The organism is Paenibacillus sp. FSL K6-4396, assembly GCF_038002525.1.
GTDB classification, from domain to species: domain Bacteria; phylum Bacillota; class Bacilli; order Paenibacillales; family Paenibacillaceae; genus Paenibacillus; species Paenibacillus amylolyticus_B.
Genome location: NZ_JBBOCR010000001.1, coordinates 4,930,127 through 4,950,611 on the forward strand (window position 1 = coordinate 4,930,127; position 20,485 = coordinate 4,950,611).

Sequence of the window (20,485 nt, forward strand, 5' to 3'; positions counted from 1 at the left end):
TTATTGTGCTCCTTTCACTGCGGCTGCCAATACGGCTTGACGCGGCTTTTGCGGGTTAGTGATCTTGTGCTCGCGAATCATCTCGATGAAGCGGTCGAACAGATAGCTGTTGTCGTAAGGACCCGGGGCTGCTTCAGGGTGATATTGAACCGAGAATGCCGGGAATGATTTATGTTTCAGACCTTCAATGGTCTTATCGTTATTGTTGATATGTGTAACTTCCAGATCTGTGTTCTTCACAGACTCTTCGTTTACGGTAAATCCGTGATTCTGGGATGTGATGAAGCAACGTCCGCTCTCCAGTTCTTTCACCGGGTGGTTTCCTCCGCGATGTCCAAACTTAAGTTTTTCGGTGTCTGCTCCTGCCGCAAGTGCGAACAACTGGTGACCCAGGCAGATACCGAAGATCGGGTATTCGCCAAGCAGTTCACTGATCATCTTAACTGCATGAGGTACGTCTTTCGGGTCCCCAGGGCCGTTGGACAGTTGAATGCCGTCCGGGTTCAAGCGACGAATCTCGTCTGCTGTTACATCGTGTGGAACAACAACAACGTCACAGTTACGTTTGCTGAGTTCGCGCAAGATTCCTGTTTTAGCACCATAATCCACGAGCACAATACGCTCAGCCGTTCCCGGGCTGTTGTAGACATGCTCTGTAGAAGTCAATGGCACTTGGTTACGCAGCTCGGCAATGGTAGTGTCTCCCATCATCTCCAGCAGTTCTTCCACAGGCTTCGATCCTGTTGTGAGAATTCCCTTCATTGTGCCGTGGTGACGAATCCGGCGAGTCAACATGCGTGTATCAATTTCGCTGATTCCTACGATACCGTATTCCTTAAGCAGATTGTCTACGCTATATTCCGCACGCCAGTTGCTTGGCGTTGGCTCATGACGACGTACAACGAAACCGTGCACGTATGGACGAATCGACTCAAAGTCATCACGCGTAATGCCGTAGTTTCCGATCAGCGGATACGTCATGGTTACGATTTGACCGCAATAGGAAGGATCCGAAAGCACCTCTTGATAGCCTGTAATTCCCGTATTAAAAACGACCTCACCTGTCGTTTCACCTTCAGCACCAAATGCTTTCCCGGTGAACAGTGTGCCGTCTTCCAACAATAATCTTGCCTGTGCCTGCATCCCATTTCACTCCTCTGTGTTTATCAACGTTGAATGGCATTTGGGTTGAACTTTGGGAGCGTTACGATTGTGCGGCTCCGCGTACAGAAAACCCTTTGATCGCTGTTATCCCCGGATTACTTTTTATCATTTTTCAAATGATGTAATCCGGTGATAAAGGCGAACGCTTTGCTTCTTCGGGTCTTTTCTGTCCGCTCCGCAGTTACGTTGGTATCCAAGTTCAAAATCATGACATTCAACTTTGCTTGTTTCGTATGTTAGACTCTCGGCATGATTTGCCTCGAGTTAGTTGAAAAGATGTTACTGGTGTAAAAGTTGTAGATTAAGTTTTAGAATTAGAAAGATGTGTTGTTTTAAAAAGTTAAGAATTACTGTTACTGTTTTAAAGATATAGAGTTAGTAATTTATAAATTTACTAAATTACCGTTTTACTGTTGTACCGTGTTATCCCACACGCTTTTGCCATCCACCCAAGTTTGTACGGCCCAGCCTTTAAGCTTCCAGCCTGTGAATGGTGTGTTTCTTCCTTTGGTTGCAAACGTTGCAGGATCAACTGCTTTTTCCTCGTTCAGGTCAATCATTGTGATATCGGCTGGTGCTCCCTCTTCCAGTTTGCCTGTATCCAGTCGGAATACACGTGCCGGATCAGCTGTCATACGTTTCACCAGGAAGTCCAAGCTCCACAGTCCTGTTTCCACAAACTTGGTGTACAGCAGTGGGAAGGCTGTTTCGAATCCTACGATTCCGAAAGGTGCCAGCTCCATGCCTTTGGCTTTTTCTTCTTCACTGTGTGGCGCGTGATCAGTTACGATCATATCCAGCGTGCCGTCCAGCAAACCTTCGATACAAGCCTGCACATCGCGTGGTGAACGCAGCGGCGGGTTCATTTTCCAGTTGGCGTCCATGCCTGGGATATCTTCATCCGACAACACCAGATGGTGCGGACATACCTCAGCAGTTACTTTAATGCCGATGGACTTCGCCAGACGAATCAGACGAACCGATTGCTCTGTACTTACGTGGCAGACGTGGTAATGAACTCCCGTTGCTTCTGCGAGCAAGATATCACGGCCAACGTGGATGGCTTCGGATTCATTTGGAATCCCTTTGATTCCGTGACGCTTCGAAAACTCACCTTCCGTCACATATCCACCAACAACCAGTGAGTCATCTTCACAGTGAGCGATCACTGGCATATCCATGCTTGCCGCGAGGCTCATGGCATCTTTCATCATTTGAGCGTTTTGTACGCCTACACCGTCATCCGTGAATCCAATAGCGCCTGCTTCTTTTAATGCGGCAAAATCGGTAAGTTCACGACCCAGTTCATTTTTTGTAATGGCTGCATAAGGCAACACTTTAACCAGATCGGCTTCTTTGGCCTTATCCAGTACCAGCTTCACAACTTCCGCTGTATCTGTTACTGGTCTTGTGTTCGGCATGCAAGCGATTGTTGTAAAACCACCTTGTGCTGCTGAACGGGCACCTGTCTCGATCGTCTCTTTGTGTTCGAATCCAGGTTCACGCAGATGTACGTGCATATCGATCAATCCCGGAATAACCAGTTTGCCTGATGCGTCTGTCACACTTTGCGCTGACTTTTCGGCATCCAGAACGGCTTGGTCTTCCAGACCAGCGATCTTTTTAATTTTACCTTCATCTATAATGATGGTTTTCCGTTCAAGTTCCCCTTTTTGGTTCAAGACGTTCGCGTTTTTTATAATCTGTAGCATAATTGCCCTCCGCTTCGGTTCTGTCCGGCTTACCAGGCAAACCGGATGATTTTCTTTATCGTGTACTCTCTTATTGCTCTATAAGAACTACCGTACCGTCAGCCTATGACCCACAGCCAGACCCTGTTACAGTTTCATCGCACGTTCCATAACCGCCATGCGGATTGGAACGCCGTTTGCCATCTGTGGGAAGATCCGCGATGCTTCACTCTCCACAACCGCGTCATCTACCTCGACATTGCGATTCACAGGAGCAGGGTGCATGATAATGGTGCTTGGTTTTAGGCGTGATGCCCGTTCTTCCGTCAATCCGTAGTGTTCGCGATAATCCTCAGCTGAAGTAATTAAGCCATGTTGATGACGTTCCAGTTGAACACGGAGCATCATGACCACATCTGCATCAAGCGCTTCTTCAAGACCGACATAAGGAGCATGCTCTGCGAGTTCCGGTGCCTGCATCGTTTGCGGAGCACAGAAGCGTACATCTGCACCAAACTTTTGCAGTGCCCACAGATTGGAACGAGCTACACGGCTATGCAGAATGTCACCAATGATGGAAACACGCAAGCCTTTCAGTTCGCCAAATGCTTTCCTCATCGTGTAGAGATCCAGCAACGCCTGTGTGGGATGCTCATTGTTGCCGTCTCCGGCGTTCACGAGTGGTACATTCACTTTCTGAGCCAGTTGTTGCAGAACGCCTGCCGGTTTCAACCGGATCACGCCTGCATCAATGCCCATCGACTCAAGTGTTCGTACCGTATCGTAGATGGACTCTCCTTTTTCCACACTGGATGCGGCTGCCGTAAAGTTCAGCACTTGTGCACCCAGGCGTTTCTCTGCCATTTCGAAGGAGAAGCGGGTACGTGTGCTGTTCTCGAAGAACATGTTCGCAACAAAGCGTGATTCCAGTACAGGAGCCAGTTTCTCTTTCTGCGCTTCCCAGTGAGCCGCTCTGTTCAGAATGGACTCGATTTCTCCTCGACTAAGTTCCTTCAGTCCAAGCAAGCTTCGGTCTCTCAATGCTGTCTGTGTAATCATTATGCTTGCTCCCCCCGGTTCTGAGTGATTTTGACTTCGTCCTGTCCGTCCGTTTCCATGAGTGCAACTTCGATCTCCTCTGATTTGGAAGTCGGCACATTCTTGCCGATAAAATCAGGTCGAATTGGAAGTTCCCGGTGTCCGCGGTCTGCGAGTACAGCCAGCTGAATGTTCTGCGGTCTTCCACAGTCCATCAGGGCATCCATCGCTGCGCGAATCGTCCGTCCGGTATAGAGCACATCATCGAACAAAATCACTTTTTTGTTATGGATCGAAAGTGATTCAGGTGTCATAATCAACATTCCCTTGCGATTCGCTTTATTTTCGTCCAAGCGGTCATCGCGGTAAGGAGTCACATCCAGTTCTCCCCAGGGGACTTTGGCGCCTTCGATTTCTTCAATCTTGGCGGCAATCCGTTCCGCGAGGTAAACCCCGCGTGTGCGGATACCGACCAGCACACAATCGTCGATTCCTTTGTTTTTCTCCAATATCTCATGGGCAATCCGTGTTAGTGCGCGGCGGATCGCCGTCTCATCCATAATGACATGTGTCTCTGTGCTCATGCGTTCAGCCTCCTCAGGATTTCCCTTCAGCATCATGGCCCCGTGACGAGGAGAAAAAAAAAGACTCCTTGCCGTGTTTATTGGCAAGGAGTCTCCGAACTTCAGACCGCTCTGAAGAAAGTTTACTCTCGGGGATGCATCGCTTCATTTGCCGCAGCAAAAAAAACGATGTATCGTTCACGTTACCTTGCCAGTCTCACGGGACTGATTTAAAGGTGCTATTCATGTCGTTCATATTGCAGGACCTCACAGGGTTCTGTAATCAACATGTCCGTTTGTCTTCATGAATTATGACAGAAAGACAACCCCCTGTCAACACCTCACCATCGCAGGTGAAAACCCTCTGCTACGTTCTTCTTAGAATCAGCAGTTAGGCTGAAAAACATCCATGCACAATACATCTCATTGGTTATTCATAATTATACAACATTTCTGCATATTTATCCATAGGCAAATGAGAAATTTGATATAACCAAAATAAACCTCTGACTATACTTAAGTAGAGACAAAACACTTCTTTTGAGAACAAACGGTGAGTTTCGTTTTACGCGATATATGAAGGCTGTGAATTAGTACATAGTGAAATGGGTACAGTTTATAAACATGAACCCATTCATAGATGCTGCAATAATGCCGATATACATAAGATTCACAATTATGCGACATAGAAATAAGATACGCCCTACATTTATGTACATTTAGGAGGAAGTCATGCGTCACATTTGGCACGTTTACAAAACAGACTGGTTACATATTCTGAAGGTTCCCACAGGTATATTTCTAATTGTGGCTATTATTCTACTCCCCGGGGTGTATGACTGGGTCAACGTGAAGTCCGTATGGGACCCGTACAGTAATACCCAGGGGATCAAAATTGCTGTGACAAGCGAGGACGCGGGTGCGACTGTTGAAGGAACCAGTATTAATATCGGAAACGAACTGGTATCCAGCCTCAAAAACAACGAAAAGTTGGGCTGGACTTTTGTAGATCGAGCTGAGGCTAGTCGGGGGGTACAAACAGGACAATATTATGCCAGCCTGCTCATTCCCGGAGACTTTTCGTCCAAAATTACAGGTATCGTTGACGGAAAGCTGGAACGCCCAGAGGTAATCTATACCGTTAATGAAAAGGTGAATGCCATTGCTCCTAAAATCACTGGCTCTGGTGTATCTGCCATAACAACACAAATCAATGAAAATTTCACTGAAGCCGTCAGTGAGGCCGTTCTAACCAAGTTGAATGAAGCCGGGGTTGAGATTAATTCCCAGCTTCCAACATTACGCAAAATGGAGAATGGCATTTTTACACTGGAGAAAAATCTTCCGGCTATTCAAGCCGCAGGTCAAAAGGTTCTGGGAGTAGAAAAAGCCATGCCCGAGATTGTAAAAGATGCTCAAAAGATCGTTGACATCGAGAAAAAACTGCCTGAAATCAATGAAGCAGCACAGTATGTGCTCAAGGTGCAGGAGTATTGGCCACAAATTAATGATGCGGCTTCCGAGGTGTTGGCTATTCAAGGGCGGATACCGGATATACAAAAAGCGGTAGAACGCATTCGAGAAGTGGATGAAAACTTTGGTCAGGTATCAGCTGTCATCCAAACGGCGCTGGATAAAACCAACAAAGCTCTGTCTATCGTAACGGCCGCAGAACAAGATCTGGACAAAGTATCACAAATCGCTGGCAACGGGATTGAGCTTGCAGAGGGATTAAATCAGTTCGTGGATTCCAGTGAAGAAGCGTTTCAGACAATTAGCCCGGCGATCCACCAAAATCTGCTGCTGGTGCAGCAGATTACTAACGCTGCAGGAGACGTATTTACACAATTGCAAAATTCGGATCTTAATAACCTGCCTATAGCAGAAGATCTCGACCGGATTGCTTCACGTTTAGGGATTGCGGTAAAACTCGTCGACAGTATGGCAGAACTACTGGGCAAAATAGACAACTTGCTTCCAAGCCATCCACTTGCCGATAAAATTACACAACTGAACTCCATTTCAGATAAACTTCAGTTGCAAATCCGCTTGGCTGGCATCATCAGTGATGCCATGCGTCGTAATACAACTCCACCGACAGACGTCATCGCTCAGTTAAATGCTCTCTCGAAGGACATTAGCAGCGGGATTGGCAATATCTTAAACACCTATGAAAGTGAAATATCGCCTGCACTTGCAGCTGGTGCGGATAAACTCAGGTCTATCCTCTCCACTTCATCAGAAACTCTACAAGGAGCAAAGGATCGTATTCCGGATATTGCGGACATTCTGGCATCAGCCAAAGAAGGGATTATGTTCGGGCAGACCGAGTTGACAAAAATCCAGAGCGAACTGCCTCAAGTACAATCGAAGATCCATGAGGTATCAGAGACACTCGCGAACAAAAGTGAAGGTTTTATCCAAGCTTTGAACACCGTGTCTTCATTAATTCGAAACGATCTGCCCAAGCTGGGAAACAAACTGAACGAAGCCGCTGATTTTGTTCGTAATGATCTGCCTAATGCCGAGAAACAGATAGGCAAGGCATCCGATTTTGTCCAGAACCAGCTTCCGGAGGTCGAAAAAGGAGTACATCGTGTTGCCACGCTGGTACGTGATGATCTGCCAGCATTAGAACGTGCCATCAGTAAGGCTGCTGACAAACTTCGGGAAGTCGAAGGTAATAACCAATTTGCCGAACTTGCCAAACTTTTGCGTGGCGATATCGAAGAAGAAAGTGCTTTCCTTGCAAGTCCGGTGCAAATTAAGGAACAACAGCTTTACCCAATTCCGAATTATGGATCGGCTATGTCACCATTTTATGGCGTGCTGTCCTTGTGGGTTGGCTCAACACTGCTGATATCTCTGCTTCGTGCCGAAGCCGAAAATCCAGAGGGCAAGTTCCGGGGATATGAGTTGTATCTTGGACGTCTTGCTACTTTTCTGACCATTGGGTTACTTCAGGCGTTATGCGTCACCCTCGGAGATATCTTAATCCTGGGTACCTATGTTGCAGATAAACTGTGGTTTGTCCTGTTTGCCATGCTGGTGAGTGCCGTATTTGTCACCATCACGTACACCCTGCTGTCCGTTTTTGGGAATATCGGAAAAGGGATCGCCATTATCTTCATGGTGTTCCAGTTCTCCAGCTCCGGCGGTACGTTCCCAATCAGCATGACATCACCCTTTTTCCAGGCATTGAATCCGTTCATGCCCTTCACGTATGCAATCAGTCTGCTGCGTGAGTCGGTAGGCGGCATATTGTGGTCTACTGCCATCAAGGATATTCTGTGGTTGTGTATGTTCATCGCGCTGAGTCTCATTGTTGCTCTCACTTTGAAACGTCCACTCAGCAGTCTCACCAAACGTTCAGCCGAGAATGCCAAGAAGACCAAAATTATTGCTTAACTCATTTGCTCAACACTAAATAAGATAAGGCCATTGGACTTTCCATCCCATGGCCTTATCTTATTTCATTTCATTATATGAATCGATACATTTTGATTATTTCACTGAGCGTTCCTGTTCCAACTGATTATAGGATTGTTTGATTGTTATTAATGTTTCTACATGGCGATAGATGTTGTTACTTGCCGTAACGATAACACATAACATGATCAAGCCTATAACCACTTTTTTCCCCAATCCCGGACGAAGGCTGATGACAAAACCTCCACCCAACAGGAAGAACGCAAACAGATAATGCCCCGCATACAGGTACATATCATATTGAAATACAGCCAAACCAAAGCCCACGACTACGTGAAGCAAAAAGGCAAACAGAATATATGGCACAAGGGTCCACACTTCTCGTTCACGAATTCCTTTAATGAAGCCCATGAATGCCAGTAGTAAAATAAAGATACCTGTCATCTGCACAACGATTGGATTGGAACGGGATAGATCCGTAACAAAGGCTGCCATGCCCGGGTCCAGTAAATGCATCTTCGGTGTCAACATCGGATTAATAGTTAGCATGTTCAATGCTTTCCAGTGAACAGCGAACTGGAATGGTGTTGCATAGCTTGTTCCACCATTTTGAATGCCCAACAGCCAGTTACTTACCCAACTGCGACCTCCAAAGGCAACATACTGAATACCAGTTAATACGACGATGATCAGAACCGCCAATGCCATGATACCGATGTATTTTTTCAAATTCGTCTTATTTCGCCATGCATGCATATTGAAGAATGTGGCAGCAGCAAATGGTACGATATTGGTCGAGGTTAGTCCAAAGTTAATCGATGCAAGCAATGCATTGGGTACATAACGTACGTCCTGACGCTCACGAGTATACTGCATGTAAACTACAGAGAGAAGGATAACGAACTGTACGTACGGATACGAGTCCGGAATCAACGCAGTATACATCAGGTAGGAACTGAAACCAAACAGTAAGGCCAACAGCAACGGTACGATGGTCGGTTTATCTTCTTTTTGACTCAGGAACAGATAGGCCAGCACCACCGAACCGGCATTTATCATCGATTGCAAGATTAGAAAGAACCAGTTGCCTCCCAGCAGTTTCGCTACAGCCGCAAGAGCGACTGCGAGAAAGGAAATCAGCGGATGGATCACGGAAGAACTGTTGTCCCCATAATACATTGAAGGATCAAAGTTGAATAAATTAATTGGAAACAGCGTTGTATTAAATGGGCTATACGCCCCCAGCATCTCTGCATTACTTTCAATGTACAGAACATACGAGCCGTTCATTAAACCATAGAACAAAGCAAATCCTGCAAACAGGTAAAAGGCTGTCCAGTTGGCTCTGCGATTATAAAATAAGTAATCTAAAAAGTTCATGCTTTCATTTCACATCCTGATTAATTAAGTTCTAGAACACCAATAAACATAGCCCGCCCATAATACATGCCACACCTATCCAGCGTAAAGGGCCCACTGTCTCTTTAAATACCAACATCGCAATGATGAGAGTCCACACATATGTTAATGCGTTCGCAGGCAACACTACGGTTAAGGGAAGAAACTTCAACAACACAATATTCAGCAACGCTCCGGTTCCGTAAAATCCGAGTCCCATGAGTACATGCAGGCGATTGCGACTGGATGCATAAGCTTTCAGTCCGGCCCCGCCCAGTGCACCACACAACGTCATGACAATTAATACGGCAACCATCCAGCTATCGATCAACACTGGTTAATGTCACCCCGATTCCAAGCAACACAACTGCTGCCAACTTCTGCACCGTAATTTCTTCCCCAAGCAAAAAATATCCATAGATTAAGGCAAATACGTAGCTGGCACACATCAGAGGATAAGCAACAGAGAGTTTTTCCAGAGCAAAAGCTTTAATCATCAAAATCGCTCCAAGTCCATAACAAAGAAAACCAACACCCAGGTAGATCCACTCGGTTAGTCCCCATTTCCAAAACAATTGACCCGTTGCTGTCAGAAAAGCGGAAACGAGCATCAACCATTTACCGGTATGACGCGATTTTATTTCCCCCACGTTAATGCCTCCATGTCCGGAACACGCTTGTTAATAAAGTATCGTTGACTCACTAGCTGCATGACTGGAAGATCGGATAAGGAGTCCGAGTAGGAACATGACTGGTCATAATCAATGACCATATTTTTCTCACTCAGATAAGCCTGAATTCGGCGTACCTTCTCTTCCCCTTTGCAATTGCTGCCATCAATTCTGCATGTGTAACCATTCTCATGTCGGACAAGTTCAGTTCCAATGACATGATCCACCCAGGGAAAGTTTTTAAAGTATTTCATATAGGCATGCGGAGATGCGGTTACCAGCAAGACATGATAGCCTGCTTCTTTACGATGTTGCATCTCTACACTGGCCTCGGCAAAAATGGATGTACGCAAGCGGGTATCAAAGAAATGTTCGAGATCTTTTTCAGACATACGCTCAATTTCTTGAAAGTAGGATCGTTTGACTTGTTCAACCGTCATGAAGCCTGCCTTGAATAACACGGTATGTAATGCAATGACAGGCAATCTCCATACCTGCCACGGGTAACGGCGAACACCGTAATGCACAAATTGAAACATGGAATCACTGCGTATGATCGTTTTATCAATATCGAAAATTGCGACTTTCGTGCTTTTCACCCTGATCCCCCTCAGCCTTTATTCAAAGATTGCAAAGATTGTAATAACACTTATCACATACAACATAACCGTAATTAATATGGGCTTGTCCTCAAATAGCACTCGATCGGGCGAGCCACCTTGGTTCTTCATGTGGATCAGATACAGATAACGGAACATGCCATAAATGACCAGTGGAATTGTCCACATCAGGTGAATGGTCCGATCTGAAGTGAATGTGAACAGGGAATAACTGATAATCGTAGCTGTCGTCACAATCGTATTGAATTGATCCAGTAACGTAATGGAGTAGTTATCCAAAACCTTACGATGTGATCCCGTATTTCCCTCAAGCAACGTAAGTTCATTTCTGCGTTTGCCAATGGCCAGAAATAACGACAACAGCATAGTACAGATCAAAAACCACGGTGTGAACGGCACATGGATCAACACACCACCTGCAATGGCACGAAGTACAAACCCGGCTGCAATGGTCATCATATCTAGAATAACGAGATGTTTCAGCACAAATGAATACGATACATTCAACAGGAAATAGACGATACATAACACCCCGAATAGAGGGTTCATCATGAAAGCCGTTCCTACGGAAAGGATTAATAGAATAATGCCAAACAACAAAGCATGACTCGGATTCACTTGCCCAGAAGCCATAGGACGATACTTTTTCACCGGATGCTGTCGATCCCTGTCCCGGTCTACAAAGTCATTTAAAATATACACACAGCCTGCAACAAGGCTAAATAGAATAAAACCGAGCAACGTCGCAAGAATGGTTTCAGCCCGAATCTCCTCAAAAGAGAATAATAACGCAGCAAATAACAGCAGATTTTTAGTCCACTGTTTGGGTCTTAACAATCTGAATAATCCTGACACTGTACTGCCTGTTCCTGTAGTCGGTGAAGACACCGTACTTGTTCGTGATGATAACAATTGTAATAACTCCCTTCAAAAACAACTTCTGTATATAACAAATAACGTAAAGATCTAATCATATGTTGCTTGTATAATTTTGTAAAGGGAGTAAATGAAAAAAATCTAATATGGGCATAAAAAAAGAGACCGTTTCCGGTCTCTTCGTTAATACGTGATTTAACTAATGGGTAATGCGATTAAAATTCAAATTGTACGTCGCTCAGTCGACGTTTGATTTCAGCAATAACACGTTTCTCTTCTTCTTCACCCTTCGCTTCAAAGGTTACGGAGAAACGAACAAAGTTACCAGCATCATCCCAAGGTACGGATGAGATCAGTTTCTCACGGATCAGGAATTGGGAGAAATCTTCGCCAGATTCGAAGCGACGTCCGCCAACCACTCCTTTTGGTGCTTCTACATACAGGAAGAATGAACCTTTGGGTTTTTCAGCCTGGAAGCCCAGTTCGTTCAATGCGGCAACGAGCATATCGTGACGACGGGAATATTTCTCTGCAATTTTTTCCGTAATTTCAGGGTGATTCAATCCATAAGCAGCAGCCTTTTGAATCGCGATGAACTGACCGGAGTCATTGTTGTCCTTCACGTCACTGAATGCTTTGACTACAAGCGGGTTACCCGCTACGAATCCGATTCTCCAACCTGTCATGTTGTAGGACTTGGATAAAGAGTGCAGCTCTACGCCGACATCCTTCGCACCAGGTACCGATAGGAAGCTGAACGGTTTTTTGCCATCATACGTCAATGCTGCGTATGGAGCATCATGTACAACCACAACGTTGTATTTCTTAGCCCACTCAACGACTTCAGTGAAGAACTCCACCGTTGCACTTGCGCCTGTTGGGTTGTTCGGGTAGTTCAGGTAGAGCAACTTCGCACGTTTTGCGATGTCTTCCGGAATAGCCGTCAGATCAGGCAAGAAGTTGTTCTCTTTCGTCAATTGGATGTTGAACACTTCTCCACCCAGATACTTTGTATGTGTACCCATAACCGGGTACCCCGGAACGGTCATGATGGTCACATCACCTGGATTGATGAAGCATGAAGGCATCATCGCCAAAGCCGGTTTGGAACCAATAGAGTGCACGATTTCAGTATCTGCATCGATACCTTCTACGTTAAACACGTTTTTCAAGTAGGAAGCAGCAGCAGCTTTGAATTCAGGAATACCATTGTCGGCATAACCACGGTTCTCGGGTCTGGAAGCTTCTTCTGCAAGTGCAGCTACAATGCCTGCATCCGCCATTTCGTCCGGTTCACCTACACCAAGGTCAATCAGTTCCACATCGGGAAAATCTTTTTTGGCCGAAGCTTTGGCACGTTTGATTTTCTCGAATTTATAAATGTTCGTGTCTTTACCATAGTTGGAGCCACCGATACGGTCGGCAAAATTAGTCTGAATGTAAGTTTCTTGATATTTATCGATACTCATAACGTTGTTCATCTCCTCATTTGACGCAAATTTCTACACTTTAATATGAAGCATTTGCGTAATCAAAGCCATGGACAAAGTATCCGAACATTTGTACTTTCTTGGAGCTGTTAACGGCTGCGTAGCGAGGCAAGCACGTCTTCCATATCTTGCGGAATCGGAGCTGAAAATTCAAGGTATTCTCCCGTTGTTGGATGCACAAATCCAAGAATGGCCGCATGAAGAGCCTGTCCTTGCATTTTGATGCCTTTATTCCGTCCATAAGTTGGATCTCCTACAAGCGGATGACCAATAAATTTCATGTGAACCCGAATCTGGTGAGTACGTCCTGTCTCCAGTTTCAATTCCAACAAGGTGTAATCATTAATCCGCTCTGTAACGGTAAAATGCGTAACGGCATGTTTACTGTTACGTTCTGTGACCGTATACATTTTGCGGTCATTGGTATCTCGTCCAATGGGTGCATCAACGGTCCCTTGATCATGGTTAAGATGACCATGTACAAGCGCGATATAACGTCTGTTCACCGTATGGTCTTTCAACTGGGCAGCCAGTGATGCATGCGCACGATCGTTCTTGGCAGCCATGATCAAACCTGATGTATCTTTATCAATGCGATGCACAATACCAGGACGCAACTCCCCATTAATACCCGAGAGGTCTTTGCAGTGATGCATAAGTGCATTAACGAGGGTACCCGACGTATGTCCTGGTGCCGGATGCACCACAAGACCACGCTGTTTGTTAATCACGATCAGGTCGCTGTCTTCATATACCACTTCCAGCGGAATATCTTCAGCAACGATCTCCACAGCAGCTGGTTCCGGGATCTGTAACTCAACCAGATCCCCTTCGGATAACTTGGCGTTGGCTTTGACTACAGCACCATTTACCGTAACCATTCCGTCTCCGATCCACAATTGAACCTGGGAGCGAGATACGTTATCCACAGCTTCCGTAATATATTTGTCAATTCGTTCTTTTTTATGTTCAGCGGCAACGGTCCATTCCATACGTTCATTGCCATTCATTAGTTCTTCGTCGTTAATCTGTTCCTTATTCGGATTACTCATGATGTTCATTCCCTTCAATCTTCGCGGCTGCTTTTTCGCGCCGTCCTTCAAGCAACGTCTCCACAATGATCAACGCTACACCGATGCAGATTGCCGAATCGGCGATGTTAAAAATGGGAAACGTATAACTCCCAAAATTAAGTTGTACAAAATCTACAACTTCTCCGGTCAATGCCCGGTCAAGGAAGTTGCCAATTGCTCCACCAAGCACCAAACTAAGCGCCACAGGCAGCAATTTGTGCGGGGTATCTTTTACCTTTTGCAAATACCAAATCAAAGCAACGACCACAATCAACGTAACCACGATAAAGAACCAACGCTGGTCTTGCAGAATGCCAAATGCTGCTCCTGAGTTACGATGTGATGTGATGACAAAGAAATTGCCAATGACCGGAATTTCTTCTCTGAGTTCCATCCGGGTTGCAATCAGATACTTGGTTCCCTGATCCAATAAAAATACGATAAAAGCGAGGATATAATACACCACGTTTGTTTGTCACTCCGTTCTTGTCTTTTCCAAACGATACCAGGCTTACGCCAGACTTGTTTATTGTAGCACAGCTGTTTGGAAATCGTCCACGACGCACTATATCAGCAATGCTTATGGCAAAAACGATAACATTTCCCTTCTGTAATCTTGCCCTAAATGGCACATCCTACAATAGAGTCAAAATCCGGATTCCAGCATGAAAGCAGAAAGGGGAAAATCATGTCACATTTTACTAACGAACAACTACAATTTTTACGTTCCCAACTGATGTCCGATAAGCGCGATATTGAACATAGACTTTCGGAAACCGAGCATTATGGCCTTGGAGACTCCCTTAAACTACAGACAGGTGAATTATCACCGATTGATAACCATCCTGGCGACTTAGCCACGGAAGTGTATGAGCGCGAAAAGGATATTTCCCTGCTGGAACATGATGAATTCCAATTGGAGCGAATCGATTCGGCACTGCACTCCATCGAAGAAGGACATTATGGTACATGTGCGGTCTGCCAGCAACCCATTCCTTATGAACGCATGGAAGCTGTTCCCTACACCAAATACTGCAAAAAACATCAACCGGAAACCGTTGTCTCCGAAAACCGTCCTGTAGAGGAAGAGTTCCTTGCCCCGGCATTTGGTCGAACCAGTCTGGACGAGCGTGATGACCAAAACGGCTTCGATGGTGAGGACACCTGGCAGATTGTTGAAAGCTGGGGCACTTCGAATTCGCCAGCCATGGCTGAAGGACGCGATATCGACAGCTATGATGTTATGGCCATTGAAGCCACCGATGAAGTGGAGGGCTGCGTTGAAGCGTACGAAAGCTTCGTTGCAACAGACATCTATGGTCATGACGTCTCCATCGTGCGCAATCGGCAATATCGCCAGTACCTGGAGAACCGTGAGGGCGAGGGTCTGTTAGAACCGGACATGGAGACGGATGACATGTACTAAATGCACTCTGATATCCTTCACCTTTAATCGCTTAGTAGGTGTTCATATCAAGCTGACGCTGGACAATGCGCACAATATCAGCGATGTAGTCTCCAACAATGGGAAGATTGAGCGCCCCAAGTAGCTGTAAAACGTAAATGATCGTTGCTGCGAAAAAGGTAAACCCAATCGCGATCCCCACACCTCGTGCGGCTCCAGACAACAAGTTAAGTCCGATTAATTTCCATGGTCTGTTCAGCAATTCTGTGTATTGCGCAATGCGTGAACGTTCCAGTTCATTCGCCAGACGGTTCGTCAGGGTATGTAGCTCTTCAATTTTGTCATGGGAACTCGGATTATCTGATGTTGATTGTTGTGAAGTGGATACGGTTTGCTTATCATGTTCGCTCATGTTTTGGTCAGTTCCTTTGATCAATATAGATTGACTGCATTATAGAATCATTGCCTTTTTGCTTAAAAAACAAACGAGCCCAGAACCAGGGAATATGTCCCTGCCTCTGCGGCTCGTTTGTTTATACTCTATATTCTATCCCTGTTGAATGGGACATGCTCCGAATTACGCTTCGATGTAAATACCGATCGATTTGCCTCCAGCTTCAACACGTTCCATCGACTCATTCGTACCAAATGTCACTTCGGTTACGAGAACATTTTCACGCAATACATCATCAAACGCCTGAATTGCTTCCTGTAGGGATGCATCTACATCCAGTGTCAATCGTACTCTTTTTTCAATCGGCAAGTCGAGTCGTTTCCGGGTATCCTGCACAGCACGAACCACTTCACGGACCCAGCCTTCCTGTTCCAGTGATGCTGTGATTTCGGTATTGAGCGCAACCGTCAGACCGTAACCTGATGCAGAAGCAAAACCTGATTTAGCCTGCTTATCAACCAATAATTCTTCGCTCGTCACTTGCAGCTCTTCGCCTTCCGGAGAAACAATGTTCAGCACGCCTTCCGAAACCACTTTACGCGTCTCATCGGCCGACATTCCCTTGAAGAAGTTTTGCAAAAATCCTACGTTTTTACCGTATTTCTTACCTGCAACTTTCAGATTCAGCTTCAATGTAAAGTCAACGAATTCCGCATCATTATGCTCCGTACGGATTCCTTTTACATTGATCTCTTCCTTGATGATCTCTTCATAACTTGCCAGGTCAAATCCTTTATCCAGAGAAACGATCAATTCGGACAGCGGCTGACGTGTCTTGATGCCTGTTTCGTTACGAACGTTACGGGCAAGTTCAACCACACGGCGAGCCGTCTCCATATCCTGTTCCAGACCTGCATCAATCAGCGATTCATTAGCTACCGGATAGTCTTCCATGTGCACACTCTCACCTGTTGCAAGGTTCAGATAGATGTCTTCTGCCAGCATCGGTGTGAACGGAGCAACCAATTTCGCAGTAGTCACCAGTACCTCAGTCAATGTGCGGTAAGCGTCGAGTTTATCCTCTGTCAGGCCACTTCCCCAGAACCGGTCACGGGAACGACGGATATACCAGTTACTCAACTCATCAACAAATGCTTCAATCGCTTTGGAAGAGTTCAGATAGTCGTTAACCAGCAACGCTTTTTCTACAACCAGGATCAGGCTGTTCAGTCTCGACAGAATCCAGCGATCCAGCTTGTGTGCGGACAGTTGGAACGGGTGCTCCTGTGGATCAAATCCATCAATGGTAGCATAAAGCGTCAGGAATGCATGGGTGTTGACCAGCGTATCCACCATTTTGGATTTGGCTTCGCCTACGATACCTTTGGAGAAACGTTTGCTGTTCCACGGTGCACTGTCAGACAACAAAGCCCAGCGGAATGCATCTGTACCATATTCTTCAATCACTTCCCAAGGATCGATAACGTTACCTTTGGATTTGGACATCTTCTGTCCGTTCTCGTCCAGAACGTGTCCTGTAGCCATAACCGCTTTGTAAGGCGCTTTGCCTGTCAAAAGGGTGGAAACCGCCAGCAAGCTGTAGAACCAGCCACGTGTCTGGTCAATTCCCTCACAGATCATATCAGCAGGATACTGCTGTTCGAATACTTCTTTATTTTCAAATGGATAGTGCTGCTGAGCAAACGGCATGGAGCCGCTGTCGAACCAGACATCGATCACTTCCGGTGTACGTTTCATCTCATATTTGCCACAAGAGCTCATGACTTTAACGTCATCCACATATGGTTTATGCAATTCAAGATTCTCAGGCACATCACCTACCGCACGGGCACGCAATTCTGCAATGCTGTGTGGAGCAAATTGTTCGCCAGTCTCCTCGCACACCCAGATGTTCAGCGGAGTCCCCCAATAGCGATCACGGCTGATATTCCAATCCACCAGATCCTCAAGGAATTTCCCGAATCGACCTTCACGAACATGACCTGGATACCAATCCACTTCACTATTGTTTGCAATCAGTTGGTCCTTGATGGCTGTTGTTTGGATAAACCAGCTGTCCATTGCATAGTACAGAAGTGGTGTATCACAACGCCAGCAGAATGGATAGCTGTGCTCATATTTTTCTTTGCTGAACAAACGTCCATTCTCGGACAAGTATCGCACGATATCAATATCACAATCCTTAACGAAACGTCCGGCAAAGTCAGTAACCTCAGCGACAAATTTACCTTCCAGGTCCACCATGTTCACAAAGCTGATCCCATTCTCACGGCATACACGGTAGTCATCTTCACCATGGGCAGGAGCCATGTGTACGATACCCGTACCACTTGCATCCGTTACAAAGCCTGCGCCCAGAATGATGTTTGCTTTCTCAGCCTGTACATAGTTAAACGGAGGATCATACGTTTTGCCAACCAGATCGGCACCTTTCAGTGCACCGATGATCTCATACTCCCCCTTGGTATCTTTCATCACTTTTTCAACCAGATTGGTTGCCATGATGTACACTTCATCACCTTGACGAACACGGGAGTAGTCCATATCCGGATTCACGGCAAGTGCAACATGTGAAGGCAGCGTCCAAGGTGTTGTTGTCCAAGCCAGTACAAATTCTCCGCTGTCATTCAGTTTAAATTTCGCTGTAGCGCTCAGGTCCTTGACGTCTTTGTACCCTTGTGCAACTTCATGGGAACTCAGTGTCGTCTGGCAAGATGGGCAATACGGACTCACACGGTGACCACGATACAACAGGCCTTTCTCATGGATTGTCGCCAGGATGTTCCATACACTCTCAATATAGTTGTTATCTAGAGTGATATATGGGTTATCCATATCCGTCCAATATCCGATGCCTTCTGTCAGATCACGCCATTGTTGCTCATACTCGAATACGCTCGCTTTACATTCGTTAATGAATTTCTCCACGCCGTAATCTTCGATTTCCCACTTGTGGGAGATACCAAGCTTCTTCTGTACACCCAGTTCTACTGGCAGACCGTGTGTATCCCAACCCGCTTTACGAACAACACGGTAACCCTTCATCGTGTTATAACGACCAACGAAATCCTTGATTACGCGTCCCAGAACGTGACCGATATGCGGTTTTCCGTTCGCTGTAGGTGGCCCTTCATAAAATACGAAGTTTGGTTTGCCCTCCCGGTTTTCGATAGATCTTTTGAATGTATTCTCCGTTTTCCATTTATCTAACACGCGTAATTCTCTGGCACGTGCCTTCTCTTTGACGTCAACTCGTTGCATGATGATTATCTTCCCTTTCTTTGGTTAGATTGTGGACCGTCCACAAAAAGCGTTTCAATCCCCCTAAATCCCCCTTGCCAAGGGGGACCCCATAGGCGCTCCGCCCTCTGGACACCCGGAATCGGTTGTCGATTGGGGAACAGTTGCGCCGCTTGTGGGCGAGGGTTTATGTGCGTAGTGGCGGCCATTTTGAGGCTGTTCCCTGCGTGAACGCCGCATGGCCTTACCGCGAGGCGGGTGTTGCCGGGTGCTTCGCTCACCCGTCGGGTGGCTCTCTCCTTGAGGTCCCTTCGGGCCTCATGGACGTTCGCCTTGGCGAAACCCCGGCTGCAGGGTGCTTCGCTCACCCGGCGAGTGGCTCTCTCCATGAGGTCCCTTCGGGCCTCATGGGCGTTCGCCTTGTCGAAACCCCGACTGCAGGGTGCTTCGCTTTCCCGGCGGTTGGCTCTCTCCTTGAGGTCCCTTTGGGCCTCATGGGCGTTCGCCCTTTTTTTGAAAACAAAAAAAGCCCCATCCCTGGAAAGGGACGAGGCTATACTCGCGTTACCACCCTAATTCTGTTCATCACAAACCACATCCAGGCAAGCCTGGGTATGCTCTGTCATCAACAGCGCTTATGCCCCGCTATACTACCGCAGGGTGCCGTTATAACGTACGGCTTACGGTTCGGCTTACACACGGCATTCAAGATCACCGCTTCAGCGTCACTTCTCCGGGGAGATATTCGGCTATAACTCATCCATTGGTTTGCACCAACCACCAACTCTCTGAGGGATGAGATCATAACGTACTGAACCCGTCATGGAATCACTATTCATTATGAATATAGTTATAGCCTCTTTGCAGACAAAAGTCAACCAGGCGACAGACTAGTAAATTTCTTTCATCTCCCGCTCACGGTCACGCACTTCCTGCTCCCGGCTCTCCAGCACTTCCCAACCATCCTGAGTCAACAGTTCAAGCTGCGCTTCAACAAGCGTGCGGAAACGGGCACGATAAATCGAGGCCTGCTTTTTCAGTTCTTCCACTTCCAAAGCAATTTTACGCGATTTTCCCAATGATTCGTTCACGATCCGGTCTGCATTTTTCTCTGCTTCCTTCACGATCAACTGCGCTTCTTTCTTCGCATTACCCTTCACATCATCAGCAGCTTCCTGCGCAATGATGATCGTTTTGCTAAGCGTCTCTTCAATTGTAGAAAAATGATCCAGCTTTTCCTGAACGGACAGCAACTGATTGCTCAGCTCTTTGTTCTCGCGAATGACGCCTTCGTAATCTTTGATGACTTGATCCAGGAATTCATTGACTTCATCCTCGTCATACCCGCGCAAACGTCGGGAAAATTCCTTGTTGTGTATGTCCAGCGGCGTTAATGGCATGCTGTCCACCTC

General features: G+C 46.3%; 17 protein-coding genes and 1 other annotated feature. Of the genes, 2 read left to right on the top strand and 15 right to left on the bottom strand.

Annotation, left to right across the window (positions count from 1 at the left end):
* The 4 genes from carA to pyrR all read right to left on the bottom strand — a co-directional run bounded on the left by carA (position 1) and on the right by pyrR (position 4,477).
* A complete protein-coding gene (gene carA / locus MHB85_RS21725; RefSeq protein ID WP_192134156.1) occupies positions 1–1,143 on the bottom strand; it encodes a glutamine-hydrolyzing carbamoyl-phosphate synthase small subunit in 1,143 nt (380 codons plus the stop codon).
* Between the two features lie 428 nt (positions 1,144–1,571).
* Positions 1,572–2,876: a dihydroorotase gene (locus MHB85_RS21730; RefSeq protein ID WP_192134157.1), complete on the bottom strand. Its 1,305-nt coding sequence runs from the start codon at positions 2,874–2,876 to the stop codon at positions 1,572–1,574.
* 126 nt (positions 2,877–3,002) lie between these two features.
* Positions 3,003–3,914 (bottom strand): aspartate carbamoyltransferase catalytic subunit, encoded by a 912-nt coding sequence (locus tag MHB85_RS21735; protein ID WP_036614815.1) that lies wholly within the window; start codon positions 3,912–3,914, stop codon positions 3,003–3,005.
* Positions 3,914–4,477 (bottom strand): bifunctional pyr operon transcriptional regulator/uracil phosphoribosyltransferase PyrR, encoded by a 564-nt coding sequence (pyrR, locus tag MHB85_RS21740; RefSeq protein ID WP_192134158.1) that lies wholly within the window; start codon positions 4,475–4,477, stop codon positions 3,914–3,916. The genes MHB85_RS21735 and pyrR overlap by 1 nt, the downstream gene beginning before the upstream one ends.
* Positions 4,478–5,188: 711 nt before the next feature.
* Here pyrR and MHB85_RS21745 point away from each other — a divergent pair.
* Entirely contained in the window at positions 5,189–7,864 is a 2,676-nt protein-coding gene (locus MHB85_RS21745) for a YhgE/Pip domain-containing protein (RefSeq protein ID WP_192134159.1), read from the top strand.
* A 96-nt stretch (positions 7,865–7,960) separates the two neighbouring features.
* Here the strand turns inward: MHB85_RS21745 and MHB85_RS21750 are convergent, their stop codons facing one another.
* From MHB85_RS21750 to lspA, 8 genes are all read right to left on the bottom strand, one after another.
* Entirely contained in the window at positions 7,961–9,265 is a 1,305-nt protein-coding gene (locus tag MHB85_RS21750; protein ID WP_192134160.1) for a DUF6080 domain-containing protein, read from the bottom strand.
* A gap of 31 nt (positions 9,266–9,296) precedes the next feature.
* The gene (locus MHB85_RS21755; RefSeq protein ID WP_314825574.1) at positions 9,297–9,617 is read right to left on the bottom strand and encodes an EamA family transporter; all 321 of its coding nucleotides are present in this window, start codon (positions 9,615–9,617) and stop codon (positions 9,297–9,299) included.
* Positions 9,604–9,894: an EamA family transporter gene (locus MHB85_RS21760; RefSeq protein ID WP_197997836.1), complete on the bottom strand. Its 291-nt coding sequence runs from the start codon at positions 9,892–9,894 to the stop codon at positions 9,604–9,606. The genes MHB85_RS21755 and MHB85_RS21760 overlap by 14 nt, the downstream gene beginning before the upstream one ends.
* 26 nt (positions 9,895–9,920) lie before the next feature.
* Positions 9,921–10,553 carry an HAD family hydrolase gene (locus tag MHB85_RS21765; RefSeq protein ID WP_082762814.1) on the bottom strand — a complete coding sequence of 211 codons (633 nt, stop codon included), beginning with the start codon at positions 10,551–10,553 and terminating at the stop codon, positions 9,921–9,923.
* Positions 10,554–10,571: 18 nt separating this feature from the next.
* A complete protein-coding gene (locus tag MHB85_RS21770) occupies positions 10,572–11,462 on the bottom strand; it encodes a decaprenyl-phosphate phosphoribosyltransferase (RefSeq protein WP_341074261.1) in 891 nt (296 codons plus the stop codon).
* A 203-nt stretch (positions 11,463–11,665) separates the two neighbouring features.
* Positions 11,666–12,919 (bottom strand): LL-diaminopimelate aminotransferase, encoded by a 1,254-nt coding sequence (locus tag MHB85_RS21775; protein ID WP_036674844.1) that lies wholly within the window; start codon positions 12,917–12,919, stop codon positions 11,666–11,668.
* 110 nt (positions 12,920–13,029) lie between these two features.
* A complete protein-coding gene (locus MHB85_RS21780; RefSeq protein WP_397376315.1) occupies positions 13,030–13,992 on the bottom strand; it encodes an RluA family pseudouridine synthase in 963 nt (320 codons plus the stop codon).
* Positions 13,985–14,479, bottom strand: coding sequence for a signal peptidase II (gene lspA, locus MHB85_RS21785; RefSeq protein WP_091028497.1), 495 nt, complete (start codon positions 14,477–14,479; stop codon positions 13,985–13,987). Before lspA ends, MHB85_RS21780 begins: the two co-directional genes overlap by 8 nt.
* A gap of 222 nt (positions 14,480–14,701) precedes the next feature.
* On the opposite strand from lspA, the gene MHB85_RS21790 reads away from it, so the two are divergent.
* The gene (locus MHB85_RS21790; protein ID WP_192134164.1) at positions 14,702–15,439 is read left to right on the top strand and encodes a TraR/DksA C4-type zinc finger protein; all 738 of its coding nucleotides are present in this window, start codon (positions 14,702–14,704) and stop codon (positions 15,437–15,439) included.
* Positions 15,440–15,470: 31 nt separating this feature from the next.
* Here the strand turns inward: MHB85_RS21790 and MHB85_RS21795 are convergent, their stop codons facing one another.
* The 3 genes from MHB85_RS21795 to MHB85_RS21805 all read right to left on the bottom strand — a co-directional run bounded on the left by MHB85_RS21795 (position 15,471) and on the right by MHB85_RS21805 (position 20,473).
* Entirely contained in the window at positions 15,471–15,830 is a 360-nt protein-coding gene (locus MHB85_RS21795) for a DUF5665 domain-containing protein (protein WP_192134166.1), read from the bottom strand.
* Positions 15,831–15,995: 165 nt separating this feature from the next.
* On the bottom strand, positions 15,996–19,094 hold the full coding sequence (gene ileS / locus MHB85_RS21800; RefSeq protein ID WP_192134168.1) for an isoleucine--tRNA ligase: 3,099 nt from the start codon (positions 19,092–19,094) through the stop codon (positions 15,996–15,998).
* Between the two features lie 519 nt (positions 19,095–19,613).
* Positions 19,614–19,906 (bottom strand) — a binding site (T-box leader).
* 57 nt (positions 19,907–19,963) lie between these two features.
* Positions 19,964–20,473, bottom strand: a complete 510-nt coding sequence (locus MHB85_RS21805) for a DivIVA domain-containing protein (RefSeq protein WP_017687316.1) — start codon at positions 20,471–20,473, stop codon at positions 19,964–19,966.
* Between the last annotated feature and the right edge of the window lie 12 nt (positions 20,474–20,485).